The following is a 14,864-nucleotide window of genomic DNA, read 5'->3' on the forward strand; positions in this document are numbered from 1 at the left end:
ATCCACAGCTAGGCATAAAAAAATGATTGTGGATAAGTAAAAGTTTTAGGAAATATTATTTTTTTTACAATTTTTAGTGGAGGAGTTTTGGATTAGAATATGGGGGACTTTTCACTTGACAAATACATTGTAACCATTGTAATAATAAAATGAATCAAAATGACGTAAATATCTAGACTGTGTTTCGAATTTAAAACCTGTTAGTTTCTTTTCTTTAATATATTGCTCAATAATATCCCCAAGGTCACTTATCCAATCATAAGTTTTCTTCATTTATTGAAATACCTCCTCTGGATCAAGTGCGCATTTACGTAATCCAGCTATGTCAATTTTAAGATAGATACTTGTCGTATTAATGTTTTGGTGTCCTAAGGTTTCGGAAATAACCGCTAATGGGGCTTTTGCTTCAAGCATATTTTTTGCCAGGGTACTTCTTAACGAGTGCATCCCATGGTGTTCATTCATTGGAATCAGTAGCTCCGCTTTGACCATATAACGGTGTAGTGACCTATGGAAGTTCTCAGTTTCACCAAAAGCATTATAAGGAGCCCGATGCCTAATGAACAGATTATCACAGGATGTTACAGGACGGCCATTTTTTAAATAGTCAATAACAGCCCAACCTATATCATCTAGCAACGGCAATTCAATTGGCTGCTTTGTTTTCATCATGTTAAGTGAGATAGTTTTACGGTTCCAGTTTAGAGACGAGAGTTTCATACTCCTAATATCGCTTACTCTTAATCCAAGTCTCACTATCATAAGTATTAGAGCATAATCTCGCTTACCCTTTGGGTCCTCACGGTCGATGGAATTAAGGAGTTTTAGAATATCTCCCTTTTCCCATGCATATGGAATATACGAATTTCTCATGATCCGAACCTTCGGTAGTAGAAGAGAAAAATCACAGCAAGTAAAACCGTTTTGATAAATAAAAGATAGATAATTTCTCAACACATAAAGAATGGTACCAATATATTTGACTGCGTCGTTATCATACAATGCTAAAAATTTACAGATATCATTAAGTGTTATTTCATCTGATGAATTAATGTGAACTGAATCAAGATATTTCAGAAAAAACTGTACCTTCTGTATATTTGAATTAAATGTTGCATTTGCGTATCTTCTGCATTTACATTCCTCCATAAACATCTCATATTCATCAAGGAATCCTTCGGGACACAGGAATTGCTGTTTTGTCTTTCTAGGTTGATAACAGAATTCACCTGTATCAAGATAAATAAGTAATAGGTGTAAAGGCTTTATCCGTCGGTTGATTTTAGAGCTGAGTTTATCTCCATTAAAACTGCGTAATCTCATGTTTGTTTTTAAGTAAATGTACTCCAAACATACTTTTTCATCAATTTGAGATATGGCATGCTCAATTAGATACTTTTCGAACACGTTAAATGAATTTTTGTAATTTTTTAGTGTTCCAGGTGCCAGTCCTTGCCTCTCTAGTGAAGCAAGAATATATTCAATTGCCTGGTGAATGTTTGTGGTTTTATTCATTGTAATCATCCTCCTATAATGTAGTTGTAAGCATTGATAATAAATCAGTCACAATACCTACGAACCTTATAACTAATATCTTATCCATTATAAGAAGAATACAATTATTATGGTGAGTGATTTAGATAATAATTACCCAGATACACAAAGAAATCAATTCTCTCACCATTTTAAAACACTCACCATAATGCCTCAATGAGTGAAGTCTAAAATGATATAACTCACCATTAACATCTCTAATATATTTTTGTTCAATAAGTCTTTTAATTGCAAGCAATAAAGATGCTTTATTTAATGGTCTTCCTTTTAATTTGCCTTCATAAGTGTCGAATAAATACTTCTTAGGATTATTTTCTTCTGTACTTAATTCTTTAGCTTTATTAATAGATTTTTGAATCATTTCGGCAACCTTGTCCCTAACGGGAATTTTAAGTTGTGCTATACCCGTTTTAGTTATTTCACCGCAAAGATAATAGTTGTGACTTTGTTCTTTGTTGTTCCAAATTTGCTCTAAACAATTATGATATCTAAGGTTCAATATATCAGTACCACGCCATCCTGTTTCTCTAAGAAGAATATAAATAGGTATGTACTGTGGTCTATCTAAATCCATAATGTTATTATCTAATTGCTTTAATATAGGCTCTGGCACAAACTTGACTTTTCTCATTTCGTCTTGAACTCTTTCTCTTTTAGGAATATCATCTTGGAATATTAAGAATGATATTTCCTTTTTAGGAGCCTTATTATATTGAGCTATTTGAATATATTCTAAAAACGTTCTTACATAAGATACAAATTTACATCTATACGTTGGATTTTTCTCTTTGTAATCATTATTCAACCAATATAAATAGTTTTCTATATCTTGTCTTGCTAGATGTTCTATAAATCCATCTTTATAACCATTATAATAAAAACTGGTAAAGAAATAATTTAAATGGCATATTATTTGATGACAATGATTCCAACTTTTTTTAGTAATTATAGTTTTAAAATACCTCTTTACAGTATCCTTATAATAAGCTGGTATATTTGTAAAATTGATATGACCATTTGCACCATGGACTCCACTTGCAGGTATTCTAGCACCTCTAATATTATTTGAATACCATATATCTTTTTCAGTTTCTTCTCTATCATCATAGAATTCTTTGATGAAATCTATAAGTATATTTGTAAAGTTAAGATAGTTGTTATTATTATCTAATGCTGTAATTCCATTGTTAATTAAAAATAGTTTCCATTTATTTTTAATTTTGTACTTATCTAAATTATTTAAATTAACTATTGTTGATGAAAAGATTGTAAATTTTTTCAATATTATTGCTTTAAAATAGAATTGTGAATTACTCAAGTATTTGTTTTTAAATGAATATAAAAAATAGTACTTTAATTCATTTTTCATTCTTTCATTTTTTATATTAGAAAAATCAATTATGTTTAATTTCCCTTTGCCAGATTTAATTTCTTTATTAAAGAATATTTCGCTATTTGTATCCCATTTATCATTTTCTAGCCAATATCCATTATCTTGTTTAAGATAATCAATAATTTCATCATACTTACTTTGTTTATTACTTCTTATCTGTTGTAAATTATTAACTTTATTCATCCCCTTCCTTATAAATGTCTAAGTCCAAATTCGGTTGAGTTTTATTAAACTCTGCCCTTATTTCCTCGTCAGAAGGGTGAATATAGGTATTCATAGTAGTATAGATATTCTTATGTCCCGCTCTTATTCTAAGTAGTTCAGGTTGCCATCCAGCCATTCTAAGTACCGTTAATGAACTATGCCTAAACATATGTGGAGTCACATATATTCCTGTTTTCTTTTTTAATGCTCTAAATAAATTATCAACATCGACATAATCCATAGCTTTATATTTGTTTTCACCACTTATTTTTATGAATATATGGTTAGTTTCAACTTCTTCAGTATGATATTCAGCTATATACTCCATAAACATATCAGCAAGATTTTGAGATATATCAATCCTTCGTGGACTTGATACTGTTTTAATTTCAGCATTATTTTCAAGTTCGCCTCTATCTTTTAGATCTATAATTATGTCGCTTATATCAAAATCTTCAATCCATAACGATAAGGCTTCGCCTATTCTCATTCCAGTTTCATATAGTATTATTAATAGAAACCTATCTCTAAGGTTATTACAAGCTCTAACGAGCGTTCCTATTTGCTCTTTAGATAAAGTTTTAGGTTTAGACTTAGTAACTTTTAGCTTTAATATATTACTTTTGATTTTCTTTTGTTCGTAAGCTATTCCGTATAAGAAACCTTTAAAATTCCTACTTGGAGTAGATATAAACTTTTTAAGCCTATCCGATACATTATTGCTATATTCTTCATTCCTCAAGATATAATCATAGAAAGCTAAAACTGCATTTACTATTATGTTTATTGTTCTTGCACATCTTGCTTCATCCACTTGTTTGGTTGGAATTACCTTTAAACTCTTATAAGGATTCTGTAACCAGTTCACAAATAAAGCTAAATCATCAATAGTTACTTCTTGAAAATCTAAATCTCTTTGTTGTAGATATTCAAAATATAACTTCAAGTGTTGACAATACATTCTTAAAGTATTTCTTGCAAAGTCAGTATTATCCTTAAACCTAATAAATTTTAATATAGGTTCTATAGGTAATCCATTATCATCTGCAACAAAGTATCTTTCCTTACCATCTTCTGTTTTTACTTTTACTACTTCCATACTTTTATATACACTCCTATAATTCGATTAGGTTAAACATGCAGTTTACTATAACTACTATAATATTTCAAACTGTATATTTAATACTTATCGTTTATATTAATATAAAAGTGCATCATAGAATACTATAACTACTATCTAATTAGCTACACTATATTCCTGAAAAAGTTTATCACTATTAGTATATTACTATAGAGAAATCAATATATTACAATAGATATAAATATTATGCACTTTATATTTGCAGTATACATAAATTATAGAATGGATATAAAAACTTTACACAATTAATTATGGTGGTGAAATTTAATGAAAGTAGTAATACTTTGTGGTGGAAAAGGAACACGTATGCGCGAAGAGACAGAATACCGGCCTAAGCCGTTAGTTGATATTGGAGGTAAGCCCATCCTGTGGCATATAATGAAAATATATTCAAGCTATGGATTTAATGATTTTATTTTATGTGTTGGATACAAGGGAGAAATGATAAAACAGTATTTCATGGATATGTACTGGAGAAATAATGATTTTACACTACATTTCAATGGTGATAGGAAATTAGAATATCATACACAAGAAGAGGAAAATTGGAATGTTACTATTGTTGACACAGGCATTGAAACTATGACGGGTGGAAGGTTAAAACAAGTAGAAAAATATATAGATGATGAGGAATTTATGTTTACTTATGGAGACGGATTAAGCAACGTAAATCTTTTAGAACTTTTAGAATTCCATAGGAAAAAAGGTAGGATTGGAACACTTACAGGAGTAAATCCTGTATCGCCTTTTGGGGTTATGGAGGTTGAAGATGGAATTATTACGGCCTTTAAAGAAAAGCCCATTTTAAAAGACATGGTTAACGGGGGTTTTATGGTATTAAATAAAGAGGTGTTTAATTATTTAGGGAATGAAGATTGTTTTTTTGAACAAGAACCTATAAGAAATCTTGCAAAAGATAAACAGCTTGCGGTTTATGAGCATAAGGGTTTTTGGACTTCTATAGATACTATAAAAGACGTTGAGAGTGTAAATAAGTTATGGGATAAAGGAGAGCATTTATGGAGTCCAGTAGAGTAGATTTGTTCAATAATTTTTTCAAGGATAAAACAGTATTAATTACTGGACATACAGGATTTAAAGGCTCATGGCTTTCAATCTGGCTTGAAAAGTTGGGAGCTAAAGTTATAGGATATGGACTTGATCCTTATACACAGGATGATAATTTTGTTGTATGTGGATTAAAGGATAGAGTTATAGATATTAGAGGAGATATTAGAGACTATAAAAAACTTCTAAGAGTTTTTAACAAATACAAGCCAGCGATTGTGTTTCATTTAGCGGCGCAGGCACTAGTAAAAAAATCTTATGAGAATCCTAAACAAACCTATGAGACAAATGTAATGGGAACCTTAAATGTGCTGGAATGTATTAAAAGTTCAGCAGCCGTTAAGGTTTCTATTATGATAACTACAGATAAATGTTATAAAAATATAGAGCAGATATGGGGATATAGAGAAGATGACCCAATGGGTGGATATGATCCTTATAGTTCTAGCAAGGGTTGCGCTGAAATTCTTATAGATTCCTATAGAAATTCCTTTATTAATCCTAAAGACTATAGTCTCCACGGTAAAGCTATAGCAACAGCTCGTGCAGGAAATGTTATTGGCGGTGGAGATTGGTCTAAGGATAGAATAATTCCCGATTGCATAAGGGCTTTAAAAGGAAATAAAGATATAGAAATTAGAAATTCAAAGGCAGTTAGACCTTGGCAGCATGTGCTTGAACCTCTAAGTGGATACTTACTGCTTGCTTCAAAGATGTATGAAGATGGTGTGAGTTATTGTAGCGGTTGGAATTTTGGACCAAACATAGATTCTATAATCTCCGTAGGAAGCATTGTAGATACAATAATTTTGGAATGGGGATATGGGAAAGGTGTGGATATATCGCTTGAGAATGCACCTCACGAGGCAAATATATTAAAATTGGATTGCACCAAGGCAAAAACCTATTTAGGCTGGTTACCAAAATTAAATGTAAATGAAGCTTTAAAGCTTACAGTAGATTGGTATAAATATTTTAATGAGAAGGATATGTATGATTTATGCATAAATCAAATAAAGTGCTATTGCGAAAAATAGTTATAGAGGTGATTTGACATAGAAAAAAGAGTGCTGATTACAGGTGCTAGTGGTTTTGTAGGCGCTTGCTTAGCAAGGCGGCTACTTAAAGAAAACTATAAGGTTCATATTATAACAAGGAATACCACTAATTTATGGAGACTTAATGACATATTAAAGGATATAGAAATTCATAATATAGATTTACTCCATAGTGAAAAAATAGCTAAATTAGCTAGCACTATAAGTATAGATAAGGTATACCATTTAGCAACTTATGGGGGGTACCATTATCAAATCAATCTAGAAGATATGATGAATACAAATGTTATTGGAACCTTTAATTTATTCAAGGAATTTTCTAGAAAAGGTATTGAAATGTTTGTAAATACTAGTAGCTCCTCTGAATATGGAGAAAAGGTAGAACCTATGTGCGAGGAGATGAAAGTTACACCTAATAATATGTATGGGGCCAGTAAGGTAGCGGGGACTATTTTGTGCAGCACATATGCGAAAATCAATAAAATACCTCTAGTAACCCTTAGACTATTTTCTCCTTATGGATATTATGATGCTAAAACAAGATTAATACCTACAGTTATTACCGCTTGCCTTCTTGGAAAAGATATCAAACTATCAAAAAAAGATTCTGTGAGAGACTTTATATTTATAGATGATGTAGTTGAAGCTTATTTAGCTGCAAGCAAGCTAGTTAACTCCCAGGGAGAAATATTTAATGTAGGAAGTGGAACACAATATACAATTGAAGAGATTGCACGTACTATAGAGAATTTAATTGCAAAAGATGTGAAAATTTATTGGGAAGAAAATTTTAATAGGCAATATGAGCCCCTTATGTGGGTAAGTGATAATAAGAGTGCCTATGAAAAACTAAATTGGAAACCTAATGTGGAAATAAGGGATGGATTAAATAATACAATAAATTGGTTTAAAGATAATTTAAAGTTCTATAGGTAGGTGATAGTTTTATGAAATTAACAGATTATGTTGCAGAGTTTTTATGCAGTAATGGAGTTACAACAGTTTTTGGTTATCAAGGTGGGGCTATAACACATTTTGTGGATTCCATATATAAAGCAGAGGGAATTAAATTTATATCAAATTATCACGAGCAGGCTTCAGCCTTTGCAGCTGAGGGTTATGCAAGAGTTAGCGGAAATATAGGAGTATGTACAGCTACTAGTGGACCAGGAGCCACAAATCTAATAACAGGAATAGGAAGTGCATATTTTGACTCTATTCCTTGTTTGTATATAACTGGCCAGGTGAATACCTATGAATATAAGAGGTCAATGGAAATTAGGCAAGAAGGATTTCAAGAAATGGATATAGTAAGCATAATAAAACCTATAACCAAGTATGCAGTTATGATTACAGACCCAAAAAAAATTAAGTTTTATTTAGAAAAGGCCTTTTATATAGCAAAATCAGGGAGATCAGGACCTGTTTTATTAGATTTGCCTATGAACGTGCAAAGGGCAGAGATTAATCCAGGTGACCTATTAGGTTTTTATGAATCTGAGGAATGGAAAACAAAAATAGCGCCTCATGTTAATAAAGAAGATGTAATGAGAGTAATAGAGTTAATAAAAAAGAGTAAAAGGCCCATGATACTAGCGGGTGGAGGCATTAGGCTTGCAAAGGCGGAGAAAAAATTGGAAAAACTTATAGAACTTACAAGTATTCCTGTAGTAAGCACTCTAATGGGAATAGACAGCGTAAATAATGAGCACAAATGTTATGTTGGTTATATGGGAGCCTATGGAACTAGGTATTCAAACTTAGCAGTAGCTAATTGTGATTTACTAATTGTTCTAGGTTCAAGACTAACAACAAGGCAGACAAGTTCTATAACTGATAGTTTTGCAAGAGATGCGAAAATAGTTCATGTAGATATAGATAGAAATGAGCTTAATATTAAGGTTAAAGAAGATTTAAGTATAGAGTGTGATTTAGATATATTTATTGATATTTTAAATCAAAATTTAGAAAATTGTCCTTATAAATTTGATTTTAGTACTTGGATATACAAAATAGAGAGTTATAAAAAAATGTACCCATCATCTCAAACTCAAAAGAATGTAAATGAAATAGACCCTAATGATTTCATGTATAAAATAAGTGAAATGCTACATCCAAATTCTATAGTATGTTTAGATATAGGTCAAAACCAAATATGGGCATCTCAGTCACTGAAACTGAAAAAAAATCAAAGACTATTAAACGCAGGTGGAATGGGGGCAATGGGATTTGGACTGCCATCAGCTATAGGAGCCTTTTATGCTAGAGCTAATTCTAAAATAGTTGCAATTACAGGGGATGGTGGTATTCAAATGAATATTCAAGAGCTACAAACTATAGTCCGGGAAAAAATACCTATAAAAATTATTATTATGAACAATAAAGCTTTAGGAATGATTAGACATTTTCAAGAAATGTATTTTGAATCAAATTATTATGGAACTATAGATGGATATTCTGTTCCTGATTTTATGAAGATTAGTGAGGCTTATGGTATAGAATCATTTAAGGTAAGTGATGAAAGTCAGGTGAGTGAATTAAAAGAAAAGTTAAATGATGATAAAAGCTATGTTATTGAGGTGGAACTTAAAAATATAACTTATGCAACTCCCAAATTGGGAATGGGAAGGCCAATAGAAGACCAAGAACCCCTTTTAGATAGAGTGGAACTTGAAGAAAACATGATAATTGATATGTATAAGTCTTAATAGGGGGTGGCAAATATTAAAGATGAAAATACAATAAGAAATGAAATTTTAGAAAGTGTAAAAGAATTATATAAGCTTCGAGAAGAAAGTAAAAATTTCATACCGGGACAAACAAAAGTAAATTATGCAGGTCGTGTATTTGATGAGAAGGAAATGGTAGCGGTTGTAGATTCAGCATTAGATTTTTGGCTAACACTAGGGGCTAAAGGCAAAGAATTTTGCGATAACTTTTCTAGATATCTTGGAATAAAGAATTGTTTAGTAACAAATTCAGGCTCATCGGCTAATTTGATTGCGATTTCTGTGCTTTGCTGCAAAACAATAAAAAATCCAATGAAACCTGGAGATGAAGTAATAACTACTGCAATGGCTTTCCCAACAACATTAAATCCAATAATTCAAAACGGGTTAATTCCTGTATTTGTTGATATTGAAGAAGACACATATAATATTGATGCTTCAAAAATAGAAAGCGCAATAACTGGTAAAACAAGAGCTATAGTTTTTGCTCATACTTTAGGTAACCCAGCTGAGATGGATAAGATAATGGATATAGCAAGAAGGCATAACTTATATGTAGTGGAGGATACTTGTGATGCACTAGATTCAATTTATGATGGAAAGCCTTGTGGAACCTTTGGAGATTTCTCAACCTTTAGTTTCTATGCAGCTCATCATATTACCATGGGTGAGGGCGGGGCTTTATGCACAAATTCTGAAGAGCTGTATAGAGCTGCGCTTTCTATAAGAGATTGGGGAAAAGCATGTTTTTGTCAAACGGGCGAGGCAAGTGGTAATGGTGCCTGTAACCATAGATTTGATTTTAAATTCGTGGGTTTGCCAGATGGATATGATCACAAATATGTTTTTAGCAATATAGGATATAATTTAAAACCATTAGATATGCAATGTGCAATGGGAACCCAGCAACTAAAAAAACTTCCAGAGTTTTCAAAGGCAAGGAAAAATAATTTTACAAGGTTATATGAATGTTTTAAAAAACATGAAGATGTCTTTGTTTTGCCTAGAACGCTATCTAAAGCAGAACCATCTTGGTTTGCAATACCAATCACAATAAGAGAGACTGCTGGATTTTCAAAGAAGAATTTTGTTACTTATCTTGAAACAAAACTTATAGAAACAAGAATGCTATTTGCTGGAAATATTTTAAAACAACCAGGGTACAAGGATATAAATTATAGGATATCAGGTGATTTAAAATATACAGATGGTGTTCTATATAGAACATTTTTTCTAGGAGTATATCCAGGTATAACGAAAGAAAAATTAGACTATATGATAAACAGTATAGACAGTTTTTTTAAATAAAACATTTAATTAGAAAAAGCTTACCTGTAAAAATACATGGTAAGCTTTTTTTGATAATTGCAATATATGAGAAACATATTTTAAAGCATTGTAGCAGCATCCTTAATGTCATTAAACGTTTTAAGCGTATCCTCAAAATAAGGCTCATCCTTATAGTATTCCATAAAATAACCTTCAAAGTTATCCATATCGATATCTATTTTATTTTTCATAATTCGTTTATACCAAGGTAGCAAAGTTGTTTGTAATATTTGTAATTTATCTCGATTTATAATTTCTTCATTAAGTCCATATGCTGCAAAATAATATAAAATATCCAAGTAATTTTTTATGAATATTTTTCCAAAATTATAACCAGAAGGGTTAGTACCTTCATAATAGAAAATAGAACGATTTATTAAAGTGAAAGTAGGATTATTTAATAGAATCATATATTGTAAATATATTTGATTAAATTTGGTATCAATGAATTTAAAAGGATCATCAATTTTATTAAAAGTTTCTCGTTTTATTATTACGGAAGAAATAAAGCTGGAACTTATGGAGGTTGCTTGTAGGAATTCATTAATTCCATTGTATTTAATAACATCATTTTTATTACTCAGAACATTAATAAATAACAAAGATGATTCAACATTCTTATTAATAACATCCATAAGTGGGTATATTGTATTTTCTTTAAAATAATCATCATCACCATGGAGAATAAAATATCTTCCTTTTGATTTTTCTATAGTTAAAGCAATATTTTTATCTGGACCAGTGTTAATTTCATTTTTATTATAGGTTAAATTATCATATAATTTAAAAAATTTATTAATTACATCTTCTGAATTGTCTGTTGAATTATTATTAGACACAAACACTTCAAATAAGCTATCATTTCCAATTTGACTATATATAGAATTCAAACACTTTTCTAATTGGGTGGCACGATTAAATGTTGGTATGCAAATTGAAATTAGTGGGTTATTCTTTCTGCCTTCTAATACTTTATTAATTTCATCATCATTTCTTGTTCTAATCCATTGACCAGTAATAGTGTCATACATTTTAATTACTTTGGCAGGACTGCCAGCTACAACTGAGTAGTCTGGAATATTTTTTGTAACATAACTATTAGCACCAACTACGCAGCCACGCCCAATATGAACATTACCGACAATTGACGCGTTTACACCTATCCATGAGTTTTCTCCAATTACTATTTCATTTGTTATTGAAGTTATTCCTTGATTCATAATTGGAATACCAATGTTTTCATAATTGTGACTACAGTCTGATATATAGACACTCGGGGCAATTATAACGTTTTTTTCTATAATACCTTTATTAGCAATAGAAATTGTAAATCTGCTTCCTATTTGGCAGCCATCGCCTATAATGATTTTAGGCATAATACTATTCTCATATGAACATATATTAAACCAACTATTATCTTTTATAAATGTGCTAGTACCGATACTAATATAACTAACATTACTTATTTTAAAATCTTCTTGAATTATAGAATTTAGTCCAAAACTATAAAATAAGTTCGCTAGTGGACTATTACTAAGTATGGCTGGTTCTCCCATATAGTTTTACCTCCATTTAAAGATATATATTAAGTGTAATAATTTATTATTTAGTTCTTTCAAAATAAGCTCTATTTGCAAGCACAGCTGAAGAGTTAGGTTTATATTCTGCAGCTTTATCATTATATTTAATTGACTCATCTCTATTACCTAATCTGTCATAGCAAACAGAGAGTTGTATATTAGGTATATATCCCCAAAAATCATGAGATATAAATCCCCAACCATTAACTGGCTTAGTAAGTTCTGCCGCAATCTTATACCATACGATAGCTTTTCCATAATCACCAGATTCAAAATAGTAAGTTCCTATATTACAGCATATCTCAGCCCTTGGAGTATCATATTCAAAGCTCCTAAGTAATATCTTAAGCATACTTTTTTTATCACCTACAATGTTATAGCACTTAGAAAGATCAAAACAAGAACTTATATTATCCTCTACCCAACCTTTTCCTGTGTCTAAGAATTCATTGAAATATTTTATCGCGTCGTTAATAAAATTATTTTGATGAAGTTCTCTGGAGTAGTAAAAAAGTCCTCTTGGACTCAGAGGTTTTCCCTCTGAAAGCAGTTTTTTATAAATGGATATATTTCTACCTGGTGTAGCCGCATGTTCTTTTCTATGTGTGATGCAAATATCAGTATTTATAGTATTTCCTCCAATTATGAGGCATTCATGAACGGGTTCCATCCACTGTGCGTTGTTTATTCTCTTTGATAAACGCTCTCTAAAATATGATAGGGTCACGGCCCCATTTCCATCAAAGCCTACGTTATACATCATCATTACATTGTCTACGTCAAAAGTTAAGCTTTGCTTAAGTTCTTTGAATTTTTTTATATCGTCTTCAAGGATAACATCATCAGCATCTAGCCAAAGATTATAATCCATTGTTGCTTTTGAAAAGGCATAATTTCTAGCAGCAGAAAAATCATCTATCCACTTAAAATCAAATATTTTATCTGTATATTCATGTGCAATTTTTTTTGTGTTGTCAGTAGAACCTGTGTCTACTATGATTATTTCATCAACTATACCCTTAACGCATTCAAGACATCTACCTAAAACATCTTCTTCATTTTTTACAATCATACATAAACTAATAGTTATCATATAAGCCTCCTAGAAAAAATCTACAGTATATAATATGCCATGGTTTAATATAGTAAACATATTTATAAAATAAATAGTATAGGTACTTTTTTTGATACCAAGCATAATATGTAATTGAAGCATAATTTGTTATCAATAAATGTAAGAGGATGGGATAAAATAATGCAGGAAAATATAAAAACTTCAATAATAATTTTAACTTACAATAATCTTATTTATAATCACATTTGTATCGATAGCATAAGAAAATACACTAAAGAGAATACCTATGAAATAATTGTTGTAGATAATAATTCTACTGATGGAACAAGAGAATGGCTTAAACTTCAAAAGGATATTGTGGTTATTTTAAATGATGAAAATGTAGGTTTCCCAAAGGGTTGCAATATTGGAATTGCCCACTCACAAAAAGAAAATGATATTTTGTTATTAAATAACGATACTGTAGTTACCCCAAGGTGGCTTGATAATCTTAAAACATGTCTTTACAGCGATGAAAAAGTTGGAGGAGTTGGATCTATAACTAATAGTTGTTCTAATTATCAGTCTATAGGTGTGCCTTATAGTGATATTAAAGATTTGATTCCCTTTGCTGAGGCTAATAATGTAACAAACCCAGAAAAATGGGAGCAGAAAACTAGGCTTGTGGCATTTTGTATGCTTGTAAAGAGGGAAGTTATTAATAAGATTGGAGTATTTGATGAAAGATTTTCACCAGGGAATTTTGAAGATGATGATTTATGCATGAGAATTATAGAAGCAGGATATAAGATGATGCTTTGCAATGATAGTTTCATACACCATTTCGGAAGTTCATCTTTTAACAAAGATTATAATGTATTTAATAATGTACTAACAACAAATCGTCAAAAACTTGTGGAGAAGTGGGGATTTAATTCTAACGTAGTCAGCTCAATAAAATTTGACATAATAGATCGTATAAATGAGCCAAAAGAAAAGGAATTAAATATTCTTGAGTTTGATTGTGGGCTAGGGGCTACACTACTTAAATTGAAATATATGTATCCGAGTTCTAAGATATATGGTATAGAGACAAATAAAAGTATAGCAAGGCTAGGTGAAAGAGTGCTAGAGTTAATTACGGATGAGTTTGAGGAAAATTATAGCATGAGTTTTAGTAAAGACAAGACAAATTTTTTCGATTATATAATTCTTGGAAATAGGCTTCAATTAAGTAAAGATCCTTGGGCACTCTTAAAGGAAATAAAGAATTTTTTAAAGCCTGGGGGATATATAATTGCGACTATTCCTAACTTAATGCATCACTCAGTTATAAAAGAATTATTAAGAGGAAGCTTTATGTATAGTGAAAACTCAATTTTAAATAGAAACAATAATAAATTTTTTACTTTAACAGATATATATAGAATATTCGATGAGTGTGGATATATTAATCCATATGTATTTCATTACTATGCTGAATTAACACCTGAAGAGGATAAGTTCTTAAATGATATTTGTAGTATTGTGGGTGTTGATATGAAAGGATATTTCTTATCTTATGAGTATGTGGCAAGATATCAGAAGAGTGCCATAGAGTGAAGAGGTTGATAGCAATGCTTTCAACCTCTTTTATTGTGCGCCCGGCATGGGCGCAATCTAATGGGTGAAAGTCCCTAGCACGGGTTAATAGTGCCAAGTGCATAGCTTAAGACAAGGGTGTCCATCGCGAGACGGAATCTGAAGGAAGTCGG

Annotated in this window: 12 protein-coding genes; 6 read left to right on the forward strand and 6 right to left on the reverse strand. The window is 30.9% G+C overall.

Annotated features, from left to right (window positions below; genetic code table 11):
* Nucleotides 1-111: 111 nt before the first annotated feature.
* The 4 genes from ACREVU_RS07910 to ACREVU_RS07925 all read right to left on the reverse strand — a co-directional run bounded on the left by ACREVU_RS07910 (nt 112) and on the right by ACREVU_RS07925 (nt 4,250).
* Nucleotides 112-273, reverse strand: coding sequence for a hypothetical protein (locus ACREVU_RS07910; RefSeq protein WP_431551070.1), 162 nt, complete (start codon nt 271-273; stop codon nt 112-114).
* Nucleotides 274-1,515 carry a site-specific integrase gene (locus ACREVU_RS07915; RefSeq protein WP_431551071.1) on the reverse strand — a complete coding sequence of 414 codons (1,242 nt, stop codon included), beginning with the start codon at nt 1,513-1,515 and terminating at the stop codon, nt 274-276.
* A gap of 121 nt (nt 1,516-1,636) precedes the next feature.
* The gene (locus tag ACREVU_RS07920) at nt 1,637-3,130 is read right to left on the reverse strand and encodes a tyrosine-type recombinase/integrase (protein ID WP_431551072.1); all 1,494 of its coding nucleotides are present in this window, start codon (nt 3,128-3,130) and stop codon (nt 1,637-1,639) included.
* On the reverse strand, nt 3,123-4,250 hold the full coding sequence (locus tag ACREVU_RS07925) for a tyrosine-type recombinase/integrase (protein WP_431551073.1): 1,128 nt from the start codon (nt 4,248-4,250) through the stop codon (nt 3,123-3,125). Before ACREVU_RS07925 ends, ACREVU_RS07920 begins: the two co-directional genes overlap by 8 nt.
* Before the next feature lie 309 nt (nt 4,251-4,559).
* On the opposite strand from ACREVU_RS07925, the gene rfbF reads away from it, so the two are divergent.
* Genes rfbF through rfbH form a run of 5 tightly spaced genes read left to right on the forward strand, consistent with a single transcriptional unit; the run spans nt 4,560 to nt 10,455 of the window.
* Entirely contained in the window at nt 4,560-5,330 is a 771-nt protein-coding gene (rfbF, locus tag ACREVU_RS07930) for a glucose-1-phosphate cytidylyltransferase (RefSeq protein ID WP_431551074.1), read from the forward strand.
* Entirely contained in the window at nt 5,312-6,397 is a 1,086-nt protein-coding gene (gene rfbG, locus ACREVU_RS07935; RefSeq protein WP_431551075.1) for a CDP-glucose 4,6-dehydratase, read from the forward strand. The genes rfbF and rfbG overlap by 19 nt, the downstream gene beginning before the upstream one ends.
* A gap of 30 nt (nt 6,398-6,427) precedes the next feature.
* A complete protein-coding gene (locus ACREVU_RS07940) occupies nt 6,428-7,354 on the forward strand; it encodes an NAD-dependent epimerase/dehydratase family protein (protein WP_431551076.1) in 927 nt (308 codons plus the stop codon).
* Nucleotides 7,355-7,365: 11 nt separating this feature from the next.
* The gene (locus ACREVU_RS07945) at nt 7,366-9,126 is read left to right on the forward strand and encodes a thiamine pyrophosphate-binding protein (protein ID WP_431551077.1); all 1,761 of its coding nucleotides are present in this window, start codon (nt 7,366-7,368) and stop codon (nt 9,124-9,126) included.
* A 6-nt stretch (nt 9,127-9,132) separates the two neighbouring features.
* Nucleotides 9,133-10,455 (forward strand): lipopolysaccharide biosynthesis protein RfbH, encoded by a 1,323-nt coding sequence (gene rfbH / locus ACREVU_RS07950; protein ID WP_431551078.1) that lies wholly within the window; start codon nt 9,133-9,135, stop codon nt 10,453-10,455.
* 80 nt (nt 10,456-10,535) lie between these two features.
* Here rfbH and ACREVU_RS07955 read toward each other — a convergent pair whose 3' ends face one another.
* Entirely contained in the window at nt 10,536-12,032 is a 1,497-nt protein-coding gene (locus ACREVU_RS07955) for a glycosyltransferase (RefSeq protein ID WP_431551079.1), read from the reverse strand.
* Between the two features lie 46 nt (nt 12,033-12,078).
* Nucleotides 12,079-13,149: a tetratricopeptide repeat-containing glycosyltransferase family 2 protein gene (locus tag ACREVU_RS07960; RefSeq protein ID WP_431551080.1), complete on the reverse strand. Its 1,071-nt coding sequence runs from the start codon at nt 13,147-13,149 to the stop codon at nt 12,079-12,081.
* Nucleotides 13,150-13,311: 162 nt separating this feature from the next.
* Here ACREVU_RS07960 and ACREVU_RS07965 point away from each other — a divergent pair, with 162 nt between their 5' ends.
* Nucleotides 13,312-14,712 carry a glycosyltransferase gene (locus ACREVU_RS07965; protein WP_431551081.1) on the forward strand — a complete coding sequence of 467 codons (1,401 nt, stop codon included), beginning with the start codon at nt 13,312-13,314 and terminating at the stop codon, nt 14,710-14,712.
* The last annotated feature ends 152 nt before the right edge of the window (nt 14,713-14,864 follow it).

It is taken from the genome of Clostridium sp. (genome assembly GCF_050717535.1).
GTDB lineage: Bacteria > Bacillota > Clostridia > Clostridiales > Clostridiaceae > Clostridium_AD.